This window comes from Cobetia sp. QF-1, from assembly GCF_002213105.1.
Taxonomy (GTDB): domain Bacteria; phylum Pseudomonadota; class Gammaproteobacteria; order Pseudomonadales; family Halomonadaceae; genus Cobetia; species Cobetia crustatorum.
Genome location: NZ_NBVS01000001.1, coordinates 106,856 through 131,505 on the forward strand (window position 1 = coordinate 106,856; position 24,650 = coordinate 131,505).

The following is a 24,650-nucleotide window of genomic DNA, read 5'->3' on the forward strand; positions in this document are numbered from 1 at the left end:
GCATATCGAATGAGTGTCGCGTGATCATGCCTGAGCGGCGGGGAGCCTTTGGTGCGAGATCAGCATGTCAACGACATGGCTAACCGATGAGGGTGATCAGTAACCGGACTGGCGCATGGTGCGTTCAGTGGAGCGCTGAGCAGAGGCCAATGCATCTTCGACGGATGTCTGGCCTGCCAGTGCAGCCGCCATTTGCTGCCCCACCTGAGTGCCGATCGACTGGAACTCTGGAATGGTGACCAACTGCACACCGACATACGGGACCGGCTCAAGCGTCGCATCCGTCGGATCAGCACTGTTGATGGCATCCATCACGAAGCTGGCGAAGGGTGCCGCTTCCTGATAGGCCGGATTCTCGTAGGTTGACTTGCGAGTGCCCGGCGGAATGCTTGCCCAGCCTTGAGTCTCACCGACCAGATTGATGTATTCCTCAGAGGTGGCCCAAGTGATGAAGGTACGTGCTGCATCCTTGGACTTGGACGACTCAGGGATGGCGAGTGCCCAGGACCACAGCCAATGCGAGCCCTTCTCAGTCTTGGCGATCGGTGCGGGGGCGAAGCCCAGCTTGTCGGCAACCGAGGATTCCTTCGGGTTGTAAAGCTTGCCAGCGGCGGACGTCGCATCGACCCACATGCCGCACTTGCCGCTGGAGAACAGTGCCAGGTTCTCGTTGAAGCCGTTGGAAGTTGCCCCCGGCGGCCCGTAGTTGTTCATCAGGTCGACATAGAAGTTGACGGCTTCATTCCAGGCCGGGGAATCCAGCTGCGGCTTCCAGTCTTCATCAAACCAGCGGCCGCCGAAGCTGTTGACCATGGTGCTCAGCAGCGCCGTGTTCTCGCCCCAACCCGGCTTGCCACGCAAGCAGATACCGTAGACACCTTCATCCGGTGCATTGAGCTTGGAAGCCCAATCGTTGACCTGGGTCCAGGTCGGCTTGGCCGGCATGTCGATACCCGCTTTCTCGAAGAGGTCCTTGCGGTAGTACAGCATGGAGCTTTCGCCGTAGAACGGCAGTGCGTACAGCCCTTGATCGTCCCCTTCCGTCAGGCTCAAGCCATCGCGAATCGGCTTGATGAGATCCGCTTCGTTGTAGTCAGCCGGAAGATTGTCGAGTTTGGTCAGCCAGCCCTGCTTGGCCCAGATAGGCACTTCATAGGTACCGATGGTCATGACATCAAACTGACCGCCCTTGGTGGCGATATCGGTCGTCAGTCGCTGGCGCAGCACGTTCTCTTCAAGCACGACCCAATCCAGCTTGATATCGGGATGGGACTTCTCGAATTCATTGGTCAGGCTCTGCATCACCACCATGTCGGCATTGTTGACGGTCGCGACGGTGATGGTTTCAGCACTGGCCTGACCGCTGAGCGGTGTCAGTGCCGCCAGAGCTGCCAATGACAGCAAGCGACGACGTGAAAGCATGGAGTGAGATAACCGCATGGTGCTCTCCTACTGGGGCGTTTGTTGGCGTTATTGTTCTCATCGGTAATCAATGATTTACCCGTACCGATTTCTTCCCTTGTTCGCTCTCTTGAAGAGACGCTGTCCTCGCGTTCCCCAAGGTCAAGACTGTCCTTCTTCATCCGATCAAAACAATCAACCGATGATCAAATGATCGGATCTGGTTGCAGAAAAAGCAAACTCTTGTGCGCTAGACCTTGGGCTATTCAACCTTAGAATCTGATGCTAAGGGAGTAGCCATCGCAGCCTGAACCCAGTAGCTCGGCAGCACTCACACACCATACTCATGACACTTCATAGTCCCGCATGACGTGGTATTGGCAGCGATCACCTCTCTCTCAAGGCAACTTACAACTCGGCACAGATACGCGCAGCGGCCGACTCATCAATGATCAATCCTTCCAGCCACCCGCCGCGCAGTGCGCTTAGAATTGCCGGCCCCTTGTCATAACCACCCGCCATACCAATCAATGGCTGAGACTTGAGCGCAGCAAGCGGCACACTGGTGATTCGGCGAGTCAGCGGGCAATCAATCAACTGCCCATTCACATCCAACGGCCACCCCATCAACTCCCCGACTGCACCAGCATCCAGTAACTCATCGCGTTCGGAAGCACTGATGAACTGATCCTGAAACAGGGTCGCCTGCGCATCGAGTCGACCAATACCAATCACCCCAACGTCAGCCTCGCAGGCCACCTTGAAGACGGCATTGACCAGGTACTGGCCCAGCAGTGATTCCTTATCGTCAATTGAAGCGGCGACCACCGGCGCGGGAAGCAGGAAACGTTCAGCGCCAATCTTGTCCGCCAGCAGCATCACCCCATCATAACGATTGGATGAACCATCCAGTGCGACATTGCCAACCAGCGAGACAATCCGATGCTGCGGCCGTTCGCTACGGCTCAGCGCCTCTACTGCTGAACGCACCGTACGCCCGGTACCCAGTGAAATGGTCTGTGGTTCAAGGCGATTGAGGTAAAACGACAAACGATCAGCGCCCGCTACCGCGAGGAATTCTGCGATGCTATCTCGAGATTGAGTATCGGAAGGCACCACATCACAGAAACTCAGCCCGAAGCGCTCTACCAATGCATCCGACATGGCCATGCTGCCGGCTATTGGATGATCAATGCTGATCTTGACCAGTCGTTCCTGCCGCGCGAGTGCCAATAAACGCTGTACACCAGGGCGCGAGACACCAAGCTGCGTGGCAATCTCATCCTGTGTACGCCCACCGACATAAGATAACCACGCTGCCCGTGCGGCCTGCTCCAACCTCTGCTCAAACTTGTCCATGCGCCCTCACCTCGACCATCCAATAATAGGGCTCACTTTCCACGGACTCGCCGCTTAGCACAAGCGATGCAGCGTCCAGCACAGGTAGGTATCCAGCAAAAGGCGCCACCGATATTGCTATCAGGGCGCCCTTGGTCATGACTTATCAGGATATTCTTGGACTTTTCTTCTCGGGACTCCTTTTCTCAAGACCACCACACAGTGTCGGCGATAGCGACATCATCAGGGCTAAGCAGATAAGGCTTAACCGCTACGCTATAAGAACCAGCGGGCTCCATAACCCCACAGTAGCACTGTCACGGCCAGCAGCCCTTCCAGCACCAGTACACCAATACCGAGCGTAGAGCCTGTTACCAGAAAACCTTCCTTGTTGGAGATATCCAGCAGCGGCGGGATGCCGAGATATAGCAGGTAGGCGCTGTAGCAAAGCCCCACAGTGCCCGCGAAGATACATAGCCAGATGATGGGATAGAGCGCGACCAGCCCAGCCAGGAACATGGGCGTCGCCACATAACCAGCAAAGATGATGCAACGGCGGCGGCTGGGATGTCCCGAGAAGCGCTGAGACAGCATGTGGATGACGGTGCCCATGAACCCGATGGCCGTCAGAATAGCGATGTAGAAAGCGATGCCGGCAAAGAAGGCATCCAGCGCCGACAGCTGGATGGAATGCCCCTCCGTCAAGCTCCAGCCGACCTGAGTAGTGCCGATATAAGCGCAAATAACAGGGACCAGTGCCATGAGCAGCACATGGTGTGCGTAGAGGTGGGTGATGGATTCATGTTCCTTGCGGATGGTCTGCCATTCCCGCTGCGGATGCGCCATCAGGCCCCATACGTGGGTAAGCATGTGGTCTACCTCCCGTTGACAGTCGTCGACAATCCGGTCATGCGTTCCCGGCGCGGAATTCGTGTCAGGGCAATTGCACGGCCTTGTTTTGAGCGTAGACCACAAGTCGCCTTCTGCCAGCAATGTCATTGTCCGTACGGCTCACACGACCGCCGACATATGCTCGGCAACAGAATTCACGTCCCATACTTCGTTTATATATCGTTGTTCGAAACAAGAGATTATCGGCCGGCACTAGGCCCATGATTGTCGGGATGCAACGCAATACTGGGAACTGCCACACCGTGGCTCAGCAGTACTTTCGCTCGTCGCCAGCCCACCTCAATGGCTGCCGATAGAAAAGAGAAACCCCATGACGTACAGATTTTCTGCACGGATTACTGTCTCCCTCGCGGCGCTGATGCTTGGCAGCCTGATCAGCCTGCCCGCCTATTCGACCACTCAATTGATATTCACCAGTGAATACGGTGACACCACTTTGATCGGGCAGCGTTCACGCCACTTTGCCGAGCGCGTGCAAGCGCTAAGCAATGATGAGCTGGAAATCATATTGCAAAGCGCCGGCACCTCGGGACTACGCTCCACCGATCATTCTCGTGCCATCAATAATGACACGATACAAATCGCCAACACGCTAGCGGGTACACTTGGCAGCGACGACCCCATTTTCATGCTCTCATCACTGCCCTTCGTGACACAGGATATTGCGGAGGCAGAGCAGCTCTATCGCATGTCTCGCTCGGCATACGACGCTCTCTTCATGGAAAATGATCAAATATTACTCTACGCCGCGCCCTGGCCCGCCAGCGGCATCTGGTCTCGAAAGGCACTCCGCAGCCCTGAAGACCTCCAGTCTCTCTCCATTCGCACCTATGATCGCAATGGGCAGCGAGTACTACTGAATACAGGCTCAGCTCCGAAGGTAATGGCGTGGAATGATGTATTGCCGGGGCTCGAGAATCGCAGCTTGGATGCAGTACTGACCTCAGCAGAAGCTGGGCTCAATGTCGATTATCCCGCCCACATGAAGTACTACACCGCCATTCACTACGCCATGCCGCTCAACATGGTGCATATGGGACGAGCGCGTTTTGAGACACTCAAACCACAGCAGCAACAAGCCATACTACAAGCTGCCAAAGAAGCTGATCTCGCCAGTTGGGATGCCGTGCGTAATAGCGTTATCAACACTTATACTACGCTTTCAGAGCAAGGCGTCACCGTCGCGGCTCCCGCGCGCCGTGCGCTGAAAGATGCACTGGTAGAAGCCAGCGAGAACGTCATTACCAGCTGGCGACTCAAAGCGGGGGCCACCGGCCGCAGAATACTCGATGACTATATGCAGCAACGTTGATACGTATCTGATACACCATCATGCAAAACCTGCTGTGCGGAGTTTTCCATGACAGTACATATTCTTACATAGCGATGTCCTCTAACGGAGAGTCGCTTTTATAGCGAGGATAACGGCCCTTCCACATTAGCCACGACTAAATATTCTAACGAAAAAGACTTGGCGTAAACTCGCTTCAGCTAATAGAAACGATCGTTTAGATTAAGCTGGCCCGCTATTGCTTTATCCAACCCCATGAGAAAAGGATTCGACTCATGTCGATTGCGCTCCGCCTTCACTACTGGCTGATCGGCCCTCTTTTGATAATCGGCATGCTAACGGCTAGCGCTCTTCATGCACAAACCACATTGAGCATGAGCAGTGACTATGGTGCCGGTACGCTAATGGGCGAACGCGTCAAGGAATTCAGTCAGAAAGTCGTTGAGCTCTCCCAAGATAAACTCAACGTTGAAATTCGCTCCGACATCCGATCAGTCAGTCATCTTCAAGCAACGCGCGGGGGAGTCATCGACATCGCTGCTACGCTCAGTGGTGCACTCGCAGATGAGATACCCTTCTTTGGACTCTCTTCGCTACCGGCTATCGCTTATGATCTTGATGAAGCTCATCGTCTGTACCAGACCGCCAAGCCGCGCTACCGCGAGCTACTCAAGGAGGAAAACCAGCGCCTCCTTTTCGCCCTCCCTTGGCCACCCAGCGGCCTGTGGTCCAAAGATCCGATCGAGGATGGCGCAGGGCTCACCAATCAACCGGTCCGCACTTACGATCGCAATACTCAGCGCGTATTTCTCAATCTTGGCGCCGCCCCACAAATCATGACCTGGGAAGAGCTGACCCCACTACTTGAAGGCGGCACCATCAAAGCGGCCCTGACCTCCGCCATGGGCGGCGTCAGTGCTGAACTTTACCGCTACATGCCCAACTTCACGACGCTCAACTACGCGATGCCGCTCAATATCATTCACATGAATGCGGATAGCTTCAACGCGCTCGACAAGCAACAACAGACGGCACTGCTCAATGCAGCCCAAGCGGTAGAAGACACTGGCTGGGCCTCCACCAGTGCAGTACTGGCCAAAGCTCACGCCACCCTGCAAGCCGAAGGTGCACAGCTGATTTCACCTCCGCCAACGGAACTGCGCCAAGACCTTGAAACCGCCAGCCAGCACGTCATTGAAAGCTGGAACCAGAAAGTCAACTATCAAGATCGTGCTCTGCTGACCAAGTATCTTGAATCACGCCCTGAGCGCTGAGCCTGATAGTACTGATGATCGACAGGCTCCAGACACGACAACGGCACCCTCGGGTGCCGTTGTCGTCTTCATGCGCTTTACGTCATGTGCAATAGCAGCCAAGGCTCAGCTCAACGATGCGACGCCGCCAGTCCCGCGCCGGCCACGACGAACAGACTGCCCGTGGTGCGATTGAACAACCGCACGCGCCGGTGGCTATCAAACCAGCGGCTGATGCTGGAACCCGCATGGGCGTAGGTGCTCATCGTCAGCAGGTCCACCACCAGCCAGGTCAGCGCCAGCACCACGAACTGGGGCAGCTGCGGCTGGGCCATATCGATGAAGTTGGGAAACAGCGCGCCGAAGAACAGCAGGTCCTTCGGGTTGCTGATCCCGATACCGAAGCCCTTGCGGCACAGTTGCCAACGCGTGGCTCTGGCGCGGGTCTGGCCCTCCTCCCCCACGGCATCGAACACCACCGGCTGGGATGGCGCCCGCTAGGCTTGAATGCCCAGATAGATGAGATAGAGCGCCCCGATGATCTTCAGCACCAGGAACCCTGTCTCGGACGCCGCCAATGCTGCGCCGAGGCCCAGCGACGACAAGGCCATCAACACCAGCGACGCCGCCGCCCCGCCCACCACCGTCGCGAAGGATCGGCGTCGACCGTTCCGCAGGCCATGATCCATGCACAGCAACGCAACCGGTCCGGGAAAGGTGATCAAGGCGATGATGACGCTGACATATGCCAACCAGACGGTGAGTTCCACTGGGGGTTCCTTGTCGTTCAACGAGTGACGAACTGCTGAAAGGTGACCTGCCAATATCGCGGCTCTCCGCCACGTCAGCAACAATTTTTGCTCATGGCGGTTCATGATGGCACTCGCAACACCGAGCATGCTGCTGCCGACAACCAGCTCTGTGAGCACTACTAAGCATTGACAACCACACTTAATCACACTTTCAAGCAAGCATAGTGCCAAGTATTGTTAACAAAATCAGGACGGATCTGACACTATATATATCAAATACATACGCTTGCAATGCGACCATGTACATTTTTCTAAAAGCTACCGCAATAATTAAAAGCTCTACTTAAAACCGGCAATATAAAGAAATCACATAGAGATATAACACCAAAACATAACTACAGAAAAACTATAACATTATCACTAGCTAACAAATACGCCAAACAGGATATCATTTTATCTAAGATAACTATCCCCCACACCTTCAAAATTTATAAAAGTAAATGAGTCAGGTCTTCTCATGCTCGATTTTTTAAGCAAACGTTCAGCAGCCATAACCTCCGAAAACTCATATATTTTCTCCTGACAGGAAAAAAGTTCAGCATGTGAACAAATTGTATTCAAAAGATTCATAATAATAACGTCCGTGAGCTCTAAATCTTTTATGTCTATATCCCCACCTTTTCCATCATGAATAAAAGCACAACGCTTAGAATAGGCTTCTGATATTTCCTCATGCATATTAAATTCAATAATTCCATATGCCCATTCCATTAGCGCGTCAATTCTTTTCGTTATTTCCCCTTTGTGGTCTTTGGTTTCTTTTGTTAACAACATTGATTCAATAGCTATCCAATTCCAGATGAACGCATTCCTCATATTACTGGATGCTTGACTTTCTCCAGACAGACTTGCTGCTTGATAAATATTCCATCTCCAATTCTCACTCACCTCAGACTTACCATTTATAACTTTGAGAAGGCTATCAAAAAAACCCTCTCTACAGTTTCTTACCCAATCATCATCAATCTTTAGGCTAAAAGGCTTGCCTACAGCTTCCATTGCACTATAACTTGTACCGTCACGGCCAAGGCATGTTACGGAGCTATAATGAAATCCATAGTTAGAGTTATAGGGCCTAGGTAACCCATATAAATTACGGGTTTTATATGTCATCTGCGATAACATTAATATGTTAAGTGATTCGAGTACCTTCCTGTGAAAAGTCGCTGTTTTCTCTTTAGCATTACCACCAGACATCCATACTGCATAAGCTTTATAAAAAACGCTGTCATTTTCTACTGAATGCTGCAGATGTTCAACAGCTTCATCATCTAGCTCTAATCCTCGCTGCTTGATAAAGTCTAATAAATACTCACCCGACACAATATAAATTGAATCCACCCTAATAAAATTAGCAAAAAAATCCGCACAAAACTCAATCCCATCCAATGGTGTAGCCAAAAACCACCCATTCTTATCCACCCCCATTTACCACCTCCGATTGATTTTAAATAAAATAATATTTAGTCATCCCAACTACTTTTCAAGCGGCTACAAAATTATTATTAAAGTCCATAAAACATCCTAGTGGACAATATTCACAACACACAATCTTGCCCTATTCGTAAAATCTTGTAACAACACACTAGGCATCGTAGTAATGGCTAAAAGATTATCCAAATAAGAATAAACTTTTTACTCGTATAGGCTGATAGAGTAATTACACATATTAAAATCTGCCAGGCATTTATATTCAAATAACACTTTAGAACAATAATGCTGGCATTCAACCAATCCTACTGACGCCATGTGAGGAGTCACATCAAGAGGAATACTAATATCCTAAACACAAAAAAGCCTCCCATTCGGGAGGCTTTTTTGAAGAATCTGGAGCGGGTGAAGGGAATCGAACCCTCGTCTTAAGCTTGGGAAGCTTCTGCTCTACCATGCGGGTTATGCGAGCCTGGCCAGACCGAGATACCCCGAGAGTGTGACCTATCGTGTGTCCCCTAGAATCCTACCTCAGCCAACCTCCGTCGACCACCCTTCTCTATCCATCTGATAAATAAAAGCATAGTCAGGATAACCAACTTATTTGCTAATCTAAAACAGGATAGATGTTCCCTTACTTCCTTTGAAAAGAACGACTTACTGAAATATTTCTCCACGAAATACACCACCCAACCATCCCAACATGATAAACTGAGACAGTTAAAATGAAAGAAGCCCCACCGTTTCCGGCAGGGCTTCATAGCTTTTCCTATAATCTCTCGCGCGTGGGTGTCTCACCACCCAAGCACTGACGGTCATTATGACCGATGCTGACGCGCGACTCAAGTCAGGATATTGAACTATGTCGCAATTCATTGGTACCAAGGGGGCCATGCGCCTCGCTGGCATCTCCCGTTCTACTCTTCACCGTCACTGCACTCCCGCAGTCTCCAGTAAGGGGCGAATCCAGTCCTTGTGGCGCATGTCTGACGTGAAGGCTCTCAAGGCACGTCGGGAGGTGAAGTAATGGACGCTCAATTCTCGCTGTTCGGTCAACATGTAGTTAACAATGACCTTCCCCAGCTCCCCAAAGTCGATAGCGCTTGCGCTCGCTGCTTATGGTTGATGTTCAACACCGGATTCCTCGATAACCACAAACTGTCTCAAGTCAGTATGGGGAATGCTGCCCGCCGTGCTATGGATCTGCGCGACAAGATGGGTTGGGCAATCGAGACGCGTCGCAGAGGCAAGGTTCGTGCTGATGGCACCCGAGTCACTGTCAGTGAATATCGCGTAGAGCGTAAATGGCTGGATCACATCCTGGAAGATGAAGAGTTTCGCGGTCGGCTGCTGCTGTGGCTAGAGGCCCAAGGTAAGGCAGAGCGTGGGGGCGTGGCATGAGTAGATTCAGTGAAACCCTGCGCCACTATGTCGAGCGCCATCATTCAGTACCACCAGCCAGGTGCTACGCCTTCCATCCGGCTTATTCAGTCGTGGCCGACTTCATCACCATTGATTGGGCGAACGATGAGGTGGCCGAATCCCTCCAGCTTGAGGCATCTGAATCGCTGCTGCGTGGCATCACACAGGGCGATGAGGGCTTGTTATACCTTGGGGCCACTGCTGATGAGTTGAGCGAGCTGCTAGCCCCAGAGGCTGGTGCAGCGCCCTTGAGCCGCAGCCTGTATGCCTTGGCTCAACAGCTCATCTCTGATGAGTGTGACGACCCATTGCTAACCAATGCCCGGGACTTGATCCGTGGCACCTACCTGCCAAACGACAGCGCTCTAGCCATCAACCCTGACGATATCGACGCCGAAGAGACCACCGCCATGTTCGAGATTGCTTTCTACGGCCTTACGGCACCCGAACAGGTAAAGGCCAAGCCGGAACTCAAGGTCGTGGAGCGACCCAAGCAGCAGTCGATACAAGAGCGCTGGTTAGAGATGTTCCTTGCAGATGACGACGCCGAGCTTGATCGTATTGCCAGCACTCCTTGGCTGCTCGATAACCTGGTCCCAGCGGCCTCGCTCGGCATGGTCTATGGCCCCAGCGGTGCCGGTAAATCCTTTGTAGTTCTCGACATGGCCATGAGCATTGCCACTGGTACGAACTGGCAGCATGTGGAAGTCGACGCAGAGCCTGGCATCGTGGTCTATATCGCGGCTGAGGGTGGTAACGGGCTGCGTGTGCGCAAGGCTGCTTGGGAGCAGGTTCGCGGTGTCCGAGCCCCACATATGGTGATCTTCCCAGAAGATATCGCTCTCGATGACCATCGTAAGGTCGGCATCTTCCAGCAGACATTGGCAGAGCTGTCACGTCGCAAGGGCTTACCCATCCACATGGTCATAGCCGACACCCTGCACCGGTCTATGCAACAGGGCGATGAGAACTCCGCCAAAGATATAGCAGCCGTCATTAAAGGCGCAGGCATGTTAACCCAGCAGCTAGGTGCGACAGTTCTCCTCGTCCACCACAGCGGTAAGGATGCGGATAAGGGCGCACGTGGCTCCAGCTCTATACGGGCTGCCTGCGATTTTGAGATGTCGGTTACCAAGAACGGCACCCAAGCCACCGTAAAAACAACCAAGGCGAAGGATGTCGAAGCGGGCGCACCTGTTGTCTGCACACTGGATAGCGTCACCCTGAACGGCCGTGTCGACCGCAAGGGGCGTCCCCTCACATCACTGGTGCCTCGCATAGCCAGTCTTGGCGAGCAGATGGCCGCGTGTCGCGAGCTTAAGCCCAAGGAGGCGGCACTGTTCGGTGTGATTCAAGCAATGGTCGCGGCTGAAGGCTCGCCGGATGGTAGCTGCGCTTACTCGGCTGTCCGTGATGCCTTCAAGGCTCATCCAGAGATTGCCGGTCTTGCTGCTGGCAGTTCAGGCCAAGCTCTATCGCGTTGCCTGAAGTCATTGTGTGATCGAGGGAAGATCAACAGAGATGGCGACTCCATCAGCGTGGTGTAGAGAACAGAACCCCACCAATCGGTGGGGTTTTTTGTGGGTGGTCAATCTTCAGTATACCGACCTTTGCCACCTTCTCCCCCTATAGGGGGGAGAAGTGGCAAGCAAATGGAAATGTTTTGCCATCTCTTGCCATGACTTGCGACGAATCATGAAGAACCCACCAACCATGCGGGCTAGCGGCTTGCCAAGAAATGGCAAACCGTGGCAAATCGTGGCAAACACCAGCAAATCAAAATCCCTTTTGCCATGGCTTTGCCGCGCAACATCACTCCGATCCCAGCTCTTTTTTGATGCGTGTCACCGTCGTGGGTGATACGCCTACCGCTCTGGCGGTCTCTCTGGTACCCATGCCCGACACCAATAGCACTCGAACCAGCTCCCGCATCGGTTCGTTTCGTGGCCTGCCTTGGTACACGCCCTTGTCCTTGGCAATCTCAATGCCCTGACGCTGGCGCTCTCGCCGCGTCTGGTAATCATCGTGCGCCATCTGTAACGCGATCCGCAGCAACATATCCTGCATGGCATCCAGCACGATCTTGGCCATCCCCTCCGCTTCAATCTCACTCAAGTCCAGTAGCCCAGGAACTGAAAGCCGTGCCCCCTTGGCCTTTATCCGGTCAATAAGCGCCTCAGCGTCTGCCAGTGGCGCACGGGTGATGCGGTCGATCTTCTCAGCTATCACCACGTCCCCTGGCCGGATGGCAGCAATCATGCGCTGAAGCTCTGGCCGTTCGCTTGTGGTGCCGCTGGCCGTGTCGCTGTACTCGCCCGCTATGTAGTAGCCCTGGGCCTCCGCATCCGACACCAACTGCTTCTGCCGCTCTATGTCCTGCCCCGTGGTACTGACCCGCATGTAGATGTGCGCTGCCTTCATGGTGCCTCTCCCTGTCACTTTTGGGTGTCACTTTTTGCAGTGTAACGACAGGGTGTCACTTAATCCAATATCAATGCGATATAAGCAGAGGAAACTGTTCCTCTTTGGGTATACCTAAAAGTGACACCATAGCCATTTTCTATCGGGGTCGTTTCAGATAATTCGCTATGCCGATGAGCACCAACTGGCCAGGCCATCAGTAGCCATGGGGCCTGATATTGCCTGCGATCAGGAAGGGTAAAAACAAACCGGACGCTTCGTCCTATAGCACAATGCAATTTCTAAGTAAAGTAAAAAAGTGTAAAATAGATTCATCAACTCGAATCAGCGCAGATAAGCGCAAAAGGGGTCAGGAATATGCAGGCCAATCAATCCAACCGCTCGGGGCGAGCAAAGCAAGTGAAGCCCACTCAGGATGCGATCCGTGGCTATTGGCAAGTCCTGAAAGCCAAGGCCGATGCAGGTGACGTACAAGCCATCGCGGTGATTCTTAATCAGACGGGGAGACAATCATGAAAGGGTCGGAAATGAAGCGGATTAAACGCAAATTAGCGGCAGCGCGTAATGATCACGAAGTGGCAGAGGCATTCCCGCGTACCGAGGAAGGTGCAGCGATGCGAAATCGGTACATGATCGAGAAAGGGTTAGCCCTTACTGCCAATAAAAACCTGGATATCGCGTTGGTCAAAAAATGCTTGCGCGAGGGCCTAGTGGAGCGCGTAGGTCGATTCTCCTCACTGGTGGCCCGTGCTGACGGGGAAGATCTTGAGGCAAAGATGGAGCGCATTGAGGGATTCGCCTATCACCTCCGCGTGAATGTACAGGCAGACATTATGCTGGCCATCGTCAGTGATCTTACCGACGACAAGGGCGACATCCTGGTAACAGATGATCGCGCCAAGGCGATTGGCCACGCATATCAAGACAAGATCTACGTCACCTACTATGCCATCCCGAAGCCATTGACCAATGAATCACGCGAATACTACAGCCAATGGCTGAGCGAACTGCTAGAGGCGTGGGGATATGCGGTGGCACGGGAAGAGATAGTGAACGGTGAATGCCGTCGATGCTACGCGACTTGTCCTGATGTGGCCCCACACGTTAAGCGCGTGGTAGCTGCTCGTAAGGTGGACGGGAAATGGTGCAGCCAATGAGCGCGAACAAGCGCAGCTTCAAGCCTGGGCAGTCAGGCAATCCGGCAGGACGCCCTTCAGCGGGCGCGATGCTAGTCAGAAAGGCATTGCAGGGCAGCTCCCAAGAGCTGATAGACAAGGCAATCGCCCTAGCCTTGGAAGGCGACACAGTGGCTCTGAGGCTCTGCATAGAGAGACTTACACCGCCGATCAAAGCCAGCGCCGAGCGAGTGACCTTCGACATACCGGAAGACGCCGGATTAGCTGGCACTTCAAGAGCCATTATCGCCGCAGCAGCTGCGGGGCAAATACCACCTGACACGGCATCTCAGCTCGTAACTGCAATGGGCCAGCTATCACGACAGATTGAGATCGACGAAATTTCGCAGCGCATCTCACAACTCGAGGATTTGAAATGAACTATGTAACTGACGAGCAACGCCAACAGATGAACCGCGATCACGCCCAGGCCCAACGCAAGGCGGCAAGAGATTCCATGATCGCCCGCCGCAGTGCCGTATCTGATGCGCCCAAGACTCAATACGCCACCGATCAGGAAGCCTGGGCAGCCAAGCAGGCCGTCCGCGCTGAATGGCTAGCGCGTCGTGGTCAGTAATCTGAGGGGCCGTCTGGAAGCTCTAGAGGCACTGAAAGCCACTACGAAAACCGGTCTGGCACCCGCAGACATCCCAGCCTTCAACGCCCTGCTCAAATACGGCGACACCCTTCCCAGCTTGACCCAGTTCCAGCTCGACTATCCAGATATACCGCGCGAAGTAGCCGCCGAGAATCTGGAAGCCTGGCAGGGCGTCATCGACATCATGAATAACCTCCACTGATTCAAAGGAATTTCAAAATGACGGGCATCGAAACTCTCGCAAACGCAATCATTGCACAAGACAAATCTCAACAGGCTGCTGCCAAAGCAGCGGGCAAGGCATGGAAAACTGCTCTCACTGAAGCGGAACAGCTCCGAGACATTTCCTCGCCGCTGGTGGGTGAATCCTACCGCGCTGTGCTCGTCGCCGTGTGTGATGCGGGCACCCCGCGCAAGCTAACCGTGCGCGATTCCGACAGCTACACGTCAACCCTGGCCCACTTCACCGCATTGTGCGCCGAACGCGCCGCTACACCGTCCCTCAGCCTGCAAGGCAGCTTCATTGCATCTCAGGTAGCACCGGCTACCGCTGGCATGAGCGACGACCAAAAGCACGATGTCATGTCAGCCATCATCGCTGGTTTCCGCTGCCTGATCCGTACTGGCCTCACCACCTTCAAAGGCTACTGGCATGACGGCCTGTCAGCGCCTGCGCTGGAGACTTGGGCGGGGGTTTTGAACCCTGAGGGGCTTCGCGAAGTGCAGATGGGTGAGGTAGGCAAGCGCAACGCCTATAGCCTGGCCCTTCAGGCCATCGCGTCGCTTGAACAGGCAAAACCGGCCTTATATACAGTTAATTCCGACCACGATGGCAGTGTGCGCATCTTCAACAGCGGCGGCGGTATCGGCTGCCAGTCCGCGCATCTGACTGGTCAGGACTGGACAACATTGAGCGCTGAAGCATATGCAGCGCTGTGCCAAGAAAAAGACCTGACTAGCTATCTAGCGAGCGGTCGCCTTGTCATCGAGAAGCCCGCAGACGCGGCGATCCTGCTGGAGGTGGCGTGATATGGCTACCAAGGGACCACTCCGTCATATCGGTGCCGCCAAGGCGAAAGCAGCAGTTGGCTGCGGCCCGGTCAGCGCTCCAAAGCACACCAACAACGTCCCCCAGGGGGCGTTACCGTCCAAACTTCAGAAGATTTGGGGGGGGATTCCAAGCGCCAGCCTAAGACAGTAATTAATTCACACAAGGGCCGCCACTCGATTAAGAATGGCGGCCATGTTCATTATTACAAGTGTGGGTTCCTAGCCCTTATAATATCCTGAACTTCCTCCCATATCTTGTACGCTTTATTATTCTGATTCGCCGCCTCTTCTTTCGCTTCCTCGGCGCTCATGGTGCCCAGTATGTTGCTTTTCAGTATCTCGCCTTCACCTAGTCCGCTGATCAGAGCCACAATCGCTCTCGCCATACTTTGAACCCCGGATAGCTTGACTGACCACAGTATTAAATCGTTCGTCTCTTGGATGGTGTATTCGATAGGCTGGTCATTGTCCCAATCCCCTAAATCCCCCCAGAATGCTTTTTTCTCTTCTTCTACTGAGGGTATCGCCATATTGCGTCTGCTTGTCATCACCGCCTCCATGCTTGTGTATGCACATGGAGTGTAGGAGATTATTCGAATATCAGAAGACTAGTTTCTCCACAGCCTCACGCACCAGTGGTAGCCGGTGGATGGGATTACCATCGCGCCCGTAATGGTCTGTCATGGTGGCCCCAGAATGGCCCAGGAGCCACGATATTGCATGACCCTGAACACCGGCCAGCCTGAGCGATTCGGCTGCTGTGTGGCGCAATCCGTGGAAGTCTGGAGTAATGCCAAGCTTCTTGCGATGGCGACCAAACCACTTGGAAGCACTGAAGCCGTAACGGCCCTGTGAAGGACTCAGCTCGAACAGGCGTTCATGGTCTTTCCTGCCTTCAACAAGCTCCAGAAAGCCCAAATCAACAAGGCGTGAGTGTATTGGCACCAGCCTGCTGGAAGCGGCATTCTTGATGTGACGACCATCGCGGTCGTGTATCTCGAAATAATGAATGCCTTCGTGCTCGTGTATGTCCGTAGCTTTTAAGGCTGCTAGCTCTTCCAGGCGAGCGCCGGTATATAGCCCCATGAGTGGTAGCCAGTATTGCCAGCCCTGCAAGGTGTCCAAGTGGTCAGGCGAGAACCACAGAGCGATGTCTTCTTGGCTCCATGTCTTCTGCTTTGCCGCCTGCTTTTGAGCCTTGGGCCGGATGCCAGCCAGGGGGTTGGATTCGATGTAGCCGTGACCGGCCAGCCAGTTTGAGTAAGACGACAAGCGAGAAATGATATTTATCTGTGTGCGGATACTGATGGGCTGGTAGTCACCGCTTTGAATCTGAGTCAGCGTCATGGATGCCATCTTGCCTAGGCTTCTACGAGACGGGTATGAGGCTAGGGCGGCCACGAAGTCACGCACACGAGCCTTGGTGAACTCTGACGATGGCAAGTCGCCACCAGATAGCTCAATGAACACATCGAGGGCATGGGCGGATTCGTGTCTAGTCTTGCCACGCGCATCATGGAGCTGATGGGCTGCGTAGCGATCCCATAGGGTGCGCAGGGTAAGGCATTGGGGTGCGGGTATAGCGGGGCGTGAGCGAGCTTGTGGACGGTCTGAGAGCGATGCCTTTAGCTCACTGATGGTATCAACAGTGGGAAGTAGATCGAAAGCCTTCACCACCATAGCAGCAGCCGCAGAACGCGCTTCATGCTTGTTGGTAGTGGATAGCGAAAGGCTGAACTCGCGGCCAAGGTGGCCATATTCGCGAGGAATGCGAATGCGGAAATAGTATAAGCCGGAGGGTTTGCGGATCGTGTACGGAACTGCCATGACGTGTGCCCCAGTGTGTGACCTTGGGGGCTAAATCGGTCTGTAAGGCAGGCAGTTACGCATCTGGAGCGGGTGAAGGGAATCGAACCCTCGTCTTAAGCTTGGGAAGCTTCTGCTCTACCATTGAGCTACACCCGCAGGGCGGACCGTTGCGCACGCCAGAACTGCATTGTACTCAACGACTTAACACGGTCAAGCAACATCTGATGGAGTAGTTGTCGTACCTTGTGCCCTACTCATCCTTGGTTTTCCCAAGCCATTGATTGTACTCAGTAATCAATGGACCTCATTCGCGACGCAGCCGCGAGGATCACACAGCGCAGGTGTCGAGTTGCGCCAGCAGCTGGCAACGACGTGCATCACTCATGCCGAGGCCGTCACCACGCTGTGGGAAGGCGGCTTCGATGGCATTGCGGCACAGGGTGATCCACTGTGTTTCACTCAGCGAGAGCGCTTGTTGCACGGCGACGAAGTTGTCGAGCATGCCACCACCGAAGTAGGACGGGTCATCCGAGTTCAGGGTGATGTTGAGGCCAGCGTCGATCAACTTCGGCAACGGGTGGTCTTCCATGCGCTCCACCACCTTAAGCGCGACATTGGAGAGCGGGCAGACCGTCAGTGGAATGCGGCGTTCGGCCAGCTCCGCGACCAGGGCGGCATCTTCCAGACAACGCACGCCGTGGTCGATACGCTCCACGCCCAGCACCTCAAGCGCGGTGCGAATGTACTCCACCGGCCCCTCCTCACCCGCGTGGGCGACACGATGCCAGCCGCGCTCACCCGCCAGCTGGAAGACCTCGGTAAATTTCTCCGGCGGGTTGCCGATCTCGGCGCTATCAAGGCCGACACCCACGAAGCGTGATTCGAAGGGAATCAGGGCGTCAAACAGCTCACGCGCAGACTCGGCAGAATGACAACGCAGGAAGCTCGGCACCAATGCGGAAGTGATATCGAACTCGCGTTCGGCTTCGAGGCAGGCGCGCTCCAACCCGACGAACTGTACTTCGAGACTCACGCCGCGCGCTAGATGCGCCTGCGGATCAAAGAATAGCTCTAGATGACGTACACCATCGGCACTGGCACGACGGAAATAATCTTGTGCGAGACGATAGAAATGTGAGGCATCGTTGAGCACACCCATGCCCTGATAGTAGAGGGCGAGGAAGGCCGGCAAGTCTGCAAAATCGTAAGCCGCCTCGACCTCCTTGAGCGAAGCATAGGGCAGCACGATGCCTTGTTCTGCCGCTAACTCGAACATCAGTGCAGGCGTCAGAGAGCCTTCAATGTGTAGATGCAGCTCTACCTTCGGCAAACGGGCGAGAAAATCATGCGTACGCGGGGTTAGGGTCATGGCCCGTCTCCTGAATAAAGGGTGACTACACAGAACGTGATTAAGCGCGCGGTGATGAAAAGATGATCACGAGACAAGAACTCACTTTCCCTCCTGACGGACCTACCGACACATAGGCGCAGTCTGATAGCGCAATTCTAGCAACCTGGAGGCCACATTGAGGAGTCTCGATGCACGAACAGCGCAATCTGGCCAGCATGCCCCTTTCGCCTTGGGTGTATTCAGCATGGCTTACGAATAGACTATTTTTGATGCTGGCGCTGCATGAGAGATCGCGGTGCGCTCAAGGCTTCCTACAAAAAGATTCACCACAACAACGATAACGACTCACGCTGACACATCATAAAGGACACACCCTCATGCGCTTTGATTTACGCCGCCAATGCCGCTCGACTGCCACCTTGCTCGCGAGCACTGCTCTGCTGGCAGTCGGCTTGAATACCTCCGCCCTCGCCGCCGAGGAAAACTTCACTCCACAAGGCAAGACCGACTGTATCGCCCCCGCAAAGCCCGGCGGGGGGTGGGACTTCACCTGCCGCAGCGTCGCACGCTTGCTGGATGGGCAGAACATCATTCCCGCCGGCATGCAGACCATCAACGTGCCCGGTGCCAGTGGCGGCGTCGCCTTCGCGCATGTGAAATCCAAGCGCCACGATGACAACAAGCTGATCGTCGCGGCCTCCAGTGCGACCACCACACGACTCGGCCAGCATCGCTATCAGGGTGGCAAGGTCAATGACGTACGCTGGCTGGTCACACTCGGCGCTGACTATGGCGTGATAGCCGTCGCCGCCGACTCACCCTATCAGTCGCTGACACAGCTGCTGGAGGCCATGAAGCAAGACCCTAAATCGGTGCGCTTTGCCGGTGGCGATGTAGCGGGAGGGTTCGATCATCTCAAGGTATTGATGGCGGCACGCGCGGCGGGCATAGAATCACTACGTGCCCTGCCCTATCTGGCGTATGACTCCGGCTCAGTCGCGATCACTCAAGTCATGGGCGGGCACCTGGAAGCCTTCACCGGCGACATGAGCGAGGCACGTGGCTTTGTCGAGTCAGGCAACTTGCGCCTGCTGGCCGTCTTCAGTGAGGAGCGCCTGCCAGGCCAATACAGCAATATCCCGACCGCCCGCGAGCAAGGCATTGATGTAATCGCCCCCAACTGGCGGGGCTTCTATCTACCGGGTGGCGCATCAGACGCCGCCTTCGATTGGTGGGAAACTGCCCTCAACAAGGTGGCCGATAGCCCTGAATGGCAGAAGACCATGCAGGACAATGGCCTGATGCCGTTCCACAAATCGGGCAAGGCACTAGACACCTTCATTACCCAGCAGGTCAGCGATGTCGAGCAGCTTTCGACAGATCTGGGTCTGTTGTAATTCGTTGAGCGTCCAGTCATCACAACGCGTTGGCGACGTTTCACGACTGACCTGCCACTGCGCCGTTTCGCACCGCATGTGACGAGCCCCACTAACGAAAAAACGCCATCCCGATGTCATGGGATGGCGTTTTTTCGTTTCACCCCATACCTACTGCCTTTCGGAGCACTTTCAGCCTTGGCTCTTCATTTACTGGCGCGTAGCAGGCAGCTCCGCGCCAGGAAGTTCTGGTTCGAGAGTTGATTCACGCTCTGACTCAAGAGCCGGCTCGCCTTCGTATTCCTCTTCACGCTCACGGGCCTCGTGCTCATCCTCGGCATGCTCATGGGCCCACTCACCAGCGGCCTCCACCACCAAGGGTGACGCCGTCGGCAGGATGTTCAGGTAGCTGTCGGTTTCACTGACCGGCACCATCGCCTGTTGTGTCATCTGATAGAGCGCATACAGCGCGATTGCCACGAAGGTTGCCGCAATGACCAGCCAGAAAGCGTAAGGATCAATCCCCTCCATCATCCCGCCCGCCGCGAGCGGCCCAAGGATTGCCCCAAGCCCGAAAGCAAACACCAAGCCACCTGACGCACCGGGCATATCCTCTGCAGACAAGGAATCGTTCGTGTAGGCGAGGAGCAAGGCATAAAGCGGCGTTGTCACCCCTCCCGCAAAGAAGGCAGCAGCAATTAACGGCCATAGCGCGTCCCCCGCCATCCACCCCATCATGCTAGACCCTGCCCCCATGACGGACAGCCCGCAGATGAGTATGCGCCTGTCCATCCGGTCAGATAGCCAGCCAATCGGGGTCTGCATCACCAGTGCCCCCGCAAACAGCATGGCGACGAACAGCGCGATATGCGTGCTCGACAGTCCGATCTGGGTGCCAAATACGGCCCCCATTCCCGATTGTATGGCGTAGACACCGCCCAGAAGAAAGATGCCGATGGCACCCAACGGCGAGACATTGAACAGATTGCTCAATGACATGGGGCGCGCCACCGACACGACGGGCGCGGCGGCGGCCGACAAGAGAATGGGCGCAAATGAGATGGATACGAGTATTGAGGCACAGATGAATAGTACCGAGGTGCCGGCATCGCCCAACGTCAACAATCCTTGCGCCCCGATGATGCCGAGTGTCTGAGCCATCATGTAGGCCGAAAGCACCTTGCCACGAGTCTCATTGGTGGCCGCCGCATTCAGCCAGCTCTCAGAAGTGACATAGATGCCAGACATGCAAAAGCCCACCAGCACGCGCAGCAACGTCCAGGCCCAGGGCTCGGCCAGTAACGGCAAGGCAATCAGCGCTGCTGACATGAAACTTCCCAGCGCAGCAAAGACACGCACATGCCCGACCCGCTGGATCAACAACGGTGTGTAACGCGCACCAGACAGGAAACCCATGAAATAGCCGGAGGTGACGATAGCCAGTTCGGTCGAGGAAAACCCCTCGATTCCGCCCCGCAGGCCAATCAGTGTGAAATGCATCCCGTTGCCGAGCATGATCAGCACGATGCCAAGCAACAGCGCCCAGACCCCTGACAACACGTTGTTCATGATATTTCCCTTATCGCGTTGCGCTACTCCAATGAGCTTCACACGCTAATACGAAGGGGGTAGTCCTGCTTTTACTGCAACGCCATATCGGGGTTTATTTGCGACAACGCATGAAATACACCCAAGCTTTTTCTTCCGATATATCCGGGCTGCGCCTTCAATTCGAGCCTAGCCCCCTATTCGAGGCATTCATATATGGATTGATGCGTGTCTGTGCCCTTTTCCTTTCGAAGGTGTGAACACAAAAACGCACCAACAAAGTGCGCAAAATGGGCTTTCGACCAAGGTCGGTGCGACGAATGGGTATCTTGCGAGGGAATGATCTGAGCGCTAATTTCACCATACAGAATTAAGTTTCGCCTTACAGAACTGTAAGGTTGTTGTCAGGTTGGGATAGCACGTCGAGATAGCACCGCTCTATCCCTCTGACTCACGCCATGTGCATTCACAATAAATTAATAATTCCAGAGGTCGCCATGACACGCCATCTGTCTCTCAAACTCCTGACCGCCGCGGTGGTCACCGCCATGTCCGCCCAGGCCCTCGCCTTCGAGCCCAAGGGCAAGGTCGACTGCATCGCACCGGCAGACCCGGGCGGCGGCTGGGATTTCACCTGCCGCAGCGTCGGCAAGCTGCTGTCTGATCTCGAATACGTGCCAGGCAATGTCCAGACCATCAACATGGCCGGTGCCGGTGGTGGCGTCGCCTTCGCACATACCGTCTCCAAGCGCGCCGGTGATGAGCAGCTGCTGGTAGCCGCGTCCACCGCGACCACTACGCGTCTGGCTCAGGGCCAGTTCCCGGGCATGAATCAGGATCAGGTCAACTGGATCGGCGCTCTGGGTGCCGATTACGGCGCTATCGCCGTCTCCAAGGATTCGCCTTACAACACCCTGTCCGAAGTAATGGACGCGCTGAAGAAAGACCCGAAATCCGTCAAGTTCGCCGGCGGGAGTGCGGCCGGTGGCTGGGATCACCTCAAGGTGCTGATCGCCGCCCAGGCAGCCGGTGTCGAGAACCTGCCCAAGGTCTCCTACCTGTCCTACAACAACGGCGGTGAGGCGATTACCCAGGTCGTCGGTGGCCACGTGCAGGCCTTCACCGGTGACATCTCCGAGATTCAAGGCTTCATGGAATCCGGTGATCTGAAGGTACTGGCCGTGCTCTCCGAAGAGCGCCTGCCGGGCAAGCTGGCTGACGTCCCCACCGCACGCGAGCAGGGTATCGATGCCGTCGCGCCCAACTGGCGTGGCTTCTACATGCCGGCCGACATCAGCGATGACGCCGAGCAGTACTGGACCACCACGCTGGATAACGTCTACACCAGCGATGAATGGAAGGACGTGATGACCAAGAGCGGCCTGATGCCGTTCCACAAATCGGGTGCCGAGTTTGATGCCTTCGTGAAGGCGCAGATCAAGGACATCCAGACGCTCTCCAAGGACATTGGGCTGATTCGCTGATGAATGACCGTATCTTTGGTCTGCTGATGCTCACCCTGGCCGTCGCGTACGGCTGGGGTGCCCAGCAGTTCCCCGAACCCTTTGGTGGGGCTGAGTCCATCGGCCCTGAAACCTTCCCGACGGTATTGTCGATCGTATTGGGACTGAGCAGCCTCTACCTGATGCTGCGCCCAGATCCCAGCAATGGCTGGCCCTGGAATCGCACTGGTCTCGAGATGGTGTGCGCTATTGTCGTGCTGTGTCTTTATACCGCGCTGCTGGAGCCACTGGGCTTCATCGTTGCTACCACCTTTGCGGTCGGCACGTTGTGCTGGCGCATGGGGGCGGCTCCGCTCAAGGCTTATGCTACGGGGCTGATTGGCGGCATCGTCGTCTTTGCCCTGTTCAACTTCGTGCTTGAACTGCCACTGCCGCTGGGCATCCTGGAGGTGGCGTAATGGAAAGTATTGGCTTCTTGATGCAGGGCTTCGGCCTCGCGCTGCAACCTGAAAACCTGATGTTTGCCATTCTAGGCGCCTTCCTTGGCACCTTGATTGGCGCATTACCGGGCCTTGGCCCTGCCAACGGCGTGGCAATTCTGATCCCGCTAGCCTTCACGCTGGGGCTGAGCCCGGAAACGTCACTGATTCTGCTGACGTCAGTCTATGCCGGCGCCATGTACGGTGGCCGCATTTCCTCCATCCTGCTCAATATCCCGGGCGATGAGCCAGCGATGATGACCTGTCTGGATGGCTACCCGATGGCGCAGCAGGGCAAGGCGGCGGAAGCGATGGCCATCTCGGCGATCGCTTCCTTCATCGGCAGCCTGATCGCGACCATCGGTCTGATCGTGATGGCACCGTGGCTGGCCAGCTTCGCACTGACCTTCGGCCCGGCAGAATACTTCGCACTGTTTGTGCTGGCGTTCGCCACGCTCGGCGGCATCACCGGCAAGAATCCGGTCAAGACCATCATGGCAGCGGCGATCGGCCTGATCATCGCCACCGTCGGCATCGATGCCTCCACCGGCACTCAGCGCTACACCTTCGATATTCTTGAGTTGTATGAAGGCATCGACTTCATCATTGCCATCGTCGGTCTGTTTGCCATCTCCGAGCTGTTGTTCTTCATCGAAGAAAACGCGGGTGAAGGCAAGCCGATGATCGCGATGAACAAGATGAAACTGAAGATGAAGGATATTGTCGCTATCCTGCCGACCGCCTTCCGCGGTGGCGTGCTGGGCTTCATCGCCGGCGTACTGCCGGGGGCCGGCGCTTCGCTGGGAAGCTTCATCAGCTACACCCTGGAGAAGAAGATTCTCGGCAAGAAAGGCAACTTCGGCAATGGCGATCCACGCGGCGTTGCAGCACCGGAAGCGGGTAACAACGGTGCCGCCTCTGGCGCACTGGTCCCGATGCTGACACTGGGTGTGCCGGGCTCTGGCACCACCGCCGTTCTACTAGCGATGCTGATCTCGTTGAACATCACGCCGGGTCCGCTAATGTTCTCCCAGCACGGCGATATCGTCTGGGGTGTCATTGCCGCGCTGCTGATCGGTAACGTGCTGTTGCTGCTGATGAACATTCCGATGGTCGGTATCTTCGTCAAACTTTTGTCCGTGCCGCCCAAGTACCTGCTGCCGGTAGTGACGATGGTCGCCTTCGTGGGCATCTACTCTATCAGCCACTCCGTGTTTGACCTGTACTTCATGGTCGCCTTCGGTGTCGGTGGTTACGTATTGCGCAAGCTGGAGATACCGCTGGTACCGGTCATTCTCGGCATGCTGATCGGGCCAGAGATGGAGAAGAACCTGCGTCACGCCATGCAATTGTCTGATGGTGACTGGACCATTCTGATCGGTAGCTCGCTGTCCATCACATTGTGGTGCATTGCGATTGCCGGACTGGTACTACCCGTCATCGTCGGACCGATTCTGCGTCGCCGCATGGGCGCCGCCAAGGCCACCACCGGCGTTTGAAACAAGCGTGATGCACACCTG

At 55.2% G+C, this 24,650-nt stretch carries 23 protein-coding genes, 1 tRNA gene and 2 pseudogenes; 14 read left to right on the forward strand and 12 right to left on the reverse strand.

What is annotated here, in order from left to right:
• Positions 1–96: 96 nt before the first annotated feature.
• The 3 genes from CFN46_RS00495 to CFN46_RS00505 all read right to left on the reverse strand — a co-directional run bounded on the left by CFN46_RS00495 (position 97) and on the right by CFN46_RS00505 (position 3,609).
• Positions 97–1,440 (reverse strand): sugar ABC transporter substrate-binding protein, encoded by a 1,344-nt coding sequence (locus CFN46_RS00495; RefSeq protein ID WP_024951669.1) that lies wholly within the window; start codon positions 1,438–1,440, stop codon positions 97–99.
• Positions 1,441–1,809: 369 nt separating this feature from the next.
• Positions 1,810–2,760 carry a sugar-binding transcriptional regulator gene (locus CFN46_RS00500; RefSeq protein WP_088742426.1) on the reverse strand — a complete coding sequence of 317 codons (951 nt, stop codon included), beginning with the start codon at positions 2,758–2,760 and terminating at the stop codon, positions 1,810–1,812.
• A gap of 255 nt (positions 2,761–3,015) precedes the next feature.
• The gene (locus tag CFN46_RS00505; RefSeq protein ID WP_024951670.1) at positions 3,016–3,609 is read right to left on the reverse strand and encodes a Yip1 family protein; all 594 of its coding nucleotides are present in this window, start codon (positions 3,607–3,609) and stop codon (positions 3,016–3,018) included.
• Between the two features lie 352 nt (positions 3,610–3,961).
• On the opposite strand from CFN46_RS00505, the gene dctP reads away from it, so the two are divergent.
• The gene (gene dctP / locus CFN46_RS00510; protein WP_088742427.1) at positions 3,962–4,963 is read left to right on the forward strand and encodes a TRAP transporter substrate-binding protein DctP; all 1,002 of its coding nucleotides are present in this window, start codon (positions 3,962–3,964) and stop codon (positions 4,961–4,963) included.
• Positions 4,964–5,217: 254 nt separating this feature from the next.
• Entirely contained in the window at positions 5,218–6,216 is a 999-nt protein-coding gene (locus CFN46_RS00515) for a TRAP transporter substrate-binding protein (RefSeq protein WP_088742428.1), read from the forward strand.
• 110 nt (positions 6,217–6,326) lie between these two features.
• Here CFN46_RS00515 and CFN46_RS00520 read toward each other — a convergent pair.
• Positions 6,327–7,094 (reverse strand): annotated as a pseudogene (locus CFN46_RS00520) (LysE family translocator).
• 306 nt (positions 7,095–7,400) lie between these two features.
• Positions 7,401–8,435, reverse strand: a complete 1,035-nt coding sequence (locus CFN46_RS00525; RefSeq protein WP_088742429.1) for a HEPN domain-containing protein — start codon at positions 8,433–8,435, stop codon at positions 7,401–7,403.
• Positions 8,436–9,464: 1,029 nt separating this feature from the next.
• On the opposite strand from CFN46_RS00525, the gene CFN46_RS00530 reads away from it, so the two are divergent.
• Complete coding sequence (locus CFN46_RS00530; protein ID WP_088742430.1) at positions 9,465–9,839, forward strand: hypothetical protein; 375 nt, start codon at positions 9,465–9,467, stop codon at positions 9,837–9,839.
• Positions 9,836–11,407, forward strand: a complete 1,572-nt coding sequence (locus CFN46_RS00535) for an AAA family ATPase (RefSeq protein ID WP_088742431.1) — start codon at positions 9,836–9,838, stop codon at positions 11,405–11,407. The genes CFN46_RS00530 and CFN46_RS00535 overlap by 4 nt, the downstream gene beginning before the upstream one ends.
• Positions 11,408–11,672: 265 nt before the next feature.
• Here the strand turns inward: CFN46_RS00535 and CFN46_RS00540 are convergent, their stop codons facing one another.
• The gene (locus CFN46_RS00540; protein WP_088742432.1) at positions 11,673–12,281 is read right to left on the reverse strand and encodes a recombinase family protein; all 609 of its coding nucleotides are present in this window, start codon (positions 12,279–12,281) and stop codon (positions 11,673–11,675) included.
• Between the two features lie 357 nt (positions 12,282–12,638).
• Here CFN46_RS00540 and CFN46_RS17535 point away from each other — a divergent pair, with 357 nt between their 5' ends.
• The 6 genes from CFN46_RS17535 to CFN46_RS00565 are packed head-to-tail and all read left to right on the forward strand — an operon-like array spanning position 12,639 to position 15,083.
• Complete coding sequence (locus tag CFN46_RS17535; protein WP_176426384.1) at positions 12,639–12,797, forward strand: hypothetical protein; 159 nt, start codon at positions 12,639–12,641, stop codon at positions 12,795–12,797.
• Positions 12,794–13,438, forward strand: coding sequence for a hypothetical protein (locus CFN46_RS00545; RefSeq protein ID WP_088742433.1), 645 nt, complete (start codon positions 12,794–12,796; stop codon positions 13,436–13,438). The genes CFN46_RS17535 and CFN46_RS00545 overlap by 4 nt, the downstream gene beginning before the upstream one ends.
• Complete coding sequence (locus tag CFN46_RS00550) at positions 13,435–13,836, forward strand: DUF5681 domain-containing protein (RefSeq protein WP_141103610.1); 402 nt, start codon at positions 13,435–13,437, stop codon at positions 13,834–13,836. Before CFN46_RS00545 ends, CFN46_RS00550 begins: the two co-directional genes overlap by 4 nt.
• Positions 13,833–14,033, forward strand: coding sequence for a hypothetical protein (locus CFN46_RS00555; protein WP_088742435.1), 201 nt, complete (start codon positions 13,833–13,835; stop codon positions 14,031–14,033). The genes CFN46_RS00550 and CFN46_RS00555 overlap by 4 nt, the downstream gene beginning before the upstream one ends.
• The gene (locus CFN46_RS00560) at positions 14,023–14,256 is read left to right on the forward strand and encodes a hypothetical protein (RefSeq protein WP_088742436.1); all 234 of its coding nucleotides are present in this window, start codon (positions 14,023–14,025) and stop codon (positions 14,254–14,256) included. The genes CFN46_RS00555 and CFN46_RS00560 overlap by 11 nt, the downstream gene beginning before the upstream one ends.
• 17 nt (positions 14,257–14,273) lie before the next feature.
• On the forward strand, positions 14,274–15,083 hold the full coding sequence (locus CFN46_RS00565; RefSeq protein ID WP_088742437.1) for a hypothetical protein: 810 nt from the start codon (positions 14,274–14,276) through the stop codon (positions 15,081–15,083).
• Between the two features lie 224 nt (positions 15,084–15,307).
• On the opposite strand, the gene CFN46_RS00570 is transcribed toward CFN46_RS00565, so the two are convergent.
• The 5 genes and pseudogenes from CFN46_RS00570 to CFN46_RS00585 all read right to left on the reverse strand — a co-directional run bounded on the left by CFN46_RS00570 (position 15,308) and on the right by CFN46_RS00585 (position 18,282).
• Positions 15,308–15,652: a hypothetical protein gene (locus tag CFN46_RS00570; protein ID WP_088742438.1), complete on the reverse strand. Its 345-nt coding sequence runs from the start codon at positions 15,650–15,652 to the stop codon at positions 15,308–15,310.
• 52 nt (positions 15,653–15,704) lie between these two features.
• The gene (locus CFN46_RS17540; RefSeq protein WP_176426385.1) at positions 15,705–16,451 is read right to left on the reverse strand and encodes a site-specific integrase; all 747 of its coding nucleotides are present in this window, start codon (positions 16,449–16,451) and stop codon (positions 15,705–15,707) included.
• 327 nt (positions 16,452–16,778) lie between these two features.
• Positions 16,779–16,931: pseudogene (locus CFN46_RS17830) on the reverse strand (DUF6538 domain-containing protein); the annotation flags it as partial.
• A gap of 64 nt (positions 16,932–16,995) precedes the next feature.
• Positions 16,996–17,069 (reverse strand) — tRNA-Gly (locus tag CFN46_RS00580).
• Between the two features lie 172 nt (positions 17,070–17,241).
• Positions 17,242–18,282, reverse strand: coding sequence for an adenosine deaminase (locus CFN46_RS00585; protein WP_088742440.1), 1,041 nt, complete (start codon positions 18,280–18,282; stop codon positions 17,242–17,244).
• A 359-nt stretch (positions 18,283–18,641) separates the two neighbouring features.
• Here CFN46_RS00585 and CFN46_RS00590 point away from each other — a divergent pair, with 359 nt between their 5' ends.
• Positions 18,642–19,661 carry a tripartite tricarboxylate transporter substrate binding protein gene (locus CFN46_RS00590; RefSeq protein WP_051510799.1) on the forward strand — a complete coding sequence of 340 codons (1,020 nt, stop codon included), beginning with the start codon at positions 18,642–18,644 and terminating at the stop codon, positions 19,659–19,661.
• 189 nt (positions 19,662–19,850) lie between these two features.
• Here the strand turns inward: CFN46_RS00590 and CFN46_RS00595 are convergent, their stop codons facing one another.
• Complete coding sequence (locus CFN46_RS00595; RefSeq protein ID WP_024951677.1) at positions 19,851–21,209, reverse strand: MFS transporter; 1,359 nt, start codon at positions 21,207–21,209, stop codon at positions 19,851–19,853.
• 476 nt (positions 21,210–21,685) lie between these two features.
• Here CFN46_RS00595 and CFN46_RS00600 point away from each other — a divergent pair, with 476 nt between their 5' ends.
• Genes CFN46_RS00600 through CFN46_RS00610 form a run of 3 tightly spaced genes read left to right on the forward strand, consistent with a single transcriptional unit; the run spans position 21,686 to position 24,629 of the window.
• Complete coding sequence (locus tag CFN46_RS00600; protein WP_024951678.1) at positions 21,686–22,672, forward strand: tripartite tricarboxylate transporter substrate binding protein; 987 nt, start codon at positions 21,686–21,688, stop codon at positions 22,670–22,672.
• On the forward strand, positions 22,672–23,109 hold the full coding sequence (locus CFN46_RS00605; protein ID WP_024951679.1) for a tripartite tricarboxylate transporter TctB family protein: 438 nt from the start codon (positions 22,672–22,674) through the stop codon (positions 23,107–23,109). Before CFN46_RS00600 ends, CFN46_RS00605 begins: the two co-directional genes overlap by 1 nt.
• Positions 23,109–24,629 (forward strand): tripartite tricarboxylate transporter permease, encoded by a 1,521-nt coding sequence (locus CFN46_RS00610; RefSeq protein ID WP_024951680.1) that lies wholly within the window; start codon positions 23,109–23,111, stop codon positions 24,627–24,629. Before CFN46_RS00605 ends, CFN46_RS00610 begins: the two co-directional genes overlap by 1 nt.
• Positions 24,630–24,650 lie beyond the last annotated feature (21 nt).

Excerpts from the sequence above, each read along its gene's own strand:
- CFN46_RS00545 (WP_088742433.1), top strand. The coding sequence starts at position 12,794 with ATGAAAGGGTCGGAAATGAAGCGGATTAAACGCAAATTAGCGGCAGCG.
- CFN46_RS00565 (WP_088742437.1), top strand. The coding sequence starts at position 14,274 with ATGACGGGCATCGAAACTCTCGCAAACGCAATCATTGCACAAGACAAA.
- CFN46_RS00540 (WP_088742432.1), bottom strand. The coding sequence starts at position 12,281 with ATGAAGGCAGCGCACATCTACATGCGGGTCAGTACCACGGGGCAGGAC.
- CFN46_RS00605 (WP_024951679.1), top strand. The coding sequence starts at position 22,672 with ATGAATGACCGTATCTTTGGTCTGCTGATGCTCACCCTGGCCGTCGCG.
- CFN46_RS00610 (WP_024951680.1), top strand. The coding sequence starts at position 23,109 with ATGGAAAGTATTGGCTTCTTGATGCAGGGCTTCGGCCTCGCGCTGCAA.
- CFN46_RS00570 (WP_088742438.1), bottom strand. The coding sequence starts at position 15,652 with ATGACAAGCAGACGCAATATGGCGATACCCTCAGTAGAAGAAGAGAAA.
- CFN46_RS17535 (WP_176426384.1), top strand. The coding sequence starts at position 12,639 with ATGCAGGCCAATCAATCCAACCGCTCGGGGCGAGCAAAGCAAGTGAAG.
- CFN46_RS00495 (WP_024951669.1), bottom strand. The coding sequence starts at position 1,440 with ATGCGGTTATCTCACTCCATGCTTTCACGTCGTCGCTTGCTGTCATTG.
- CFN46_RS00555 (WP_088742435.1), top strand. The coding sequence starts at position 13,833 with ATGAACTATGTAACTGACGAGCAACGCCAACAGATGAACCGCGATCAC.
- CFN46_RS00550 (WP_141103610.1), top strand. The coding sequence starts at position 13,435 with ATGAGCGCGAACAAGCGCAGCTTCAAGCCTGGGCAGTCAGGCAATCCG.
- CFN46_RS00585 (WP_088742440.1), bottom strand. The coding sequence starts at position 18,282 with ATGACCCTAACCCCGCGTACGCATGATTTTCTCGCCCGTTTGCCGAAG.
- CFN46_RS00530 (WP_088742430.1), top strand. The coding sequence starts at position 9,465 with ATGGACGCTCAATTCTCGCTGTTCGGTCAACATGTAGTTAACAATGAC.
- CFN46_RS00515 (WP_088742428.1), top strand. The coding sequence starts at position 5,218 with ATGTCGATTGCGCTCCGCCTTCACTACTGGCTGATCGGCCCTCTTTTG.
- CFN46_RS00535 (WP_088742431.1), top strand. The coding sequence starts at position 9,836 with ATGAGTAGATTCAGTGAAACCCTGCGCCACTATGTCGAGCGCCATCAT.
- CFN46_RS00505 (WP_024951670.1), bottom strand. The coding sequence starts at position 3,609 with ATGCTTACCCACGTATGGGGCCTGATGGCGCATCCGCAGCGGGAATGG.
- CFN46_RS00525 (WP_088742429.1), bottom strand. The coding sequence starts at position 8,435 with ATGGGGGTGGATAAGAATGGGTGGTTTTTGGCTACACCATTGGATGGG.
- CFN46_RS00600 (WP_024951678.1), top strand. The coding sequence starts at position 21,686 with ATGACACGCCATCTGTCTCTCAAACTCCTGACCGCCGCGGTGGTCACC.
- CFN46_RS00590 (WP_051510799.1), top strand. The coding sequence starts at position 18,642 with ATGCGCTTTGATTTACGCCGCCAATGCCGCTCGACTGCCACCTTGCTC.
- CFN46_RS00595 (WP_024951677.1), bottom strand. The coding sequence starts at position 21,209 with ATGAACAACGTGTTGTCAGGGGTCTGGGCGCTGTTGCTTGGCATCGTG.
- dctP (WP_088742427.1), top strand. The coding sequence starts at position 3,962 with ATGACGTACAGATTTTCTGCACGGATTACTGTCTCCCTCGCGGCGCTG.
- CFN46_RS00500 (WP_088742426.1), bottom strand. The coding sequence starts at position 2,760 with ATGGACAAGTTTGAGCAGAGGTTGGAGCAGGCCGCACGGGCAGCGTGG.
- CFN46_RS17540 (WP_176426385.1), bottom strand. The coding sequence starts at position 16,451 with ATGACGCTGACTCAGATTCAAAGCGGTGACTACCAGCCCATCAGTATC.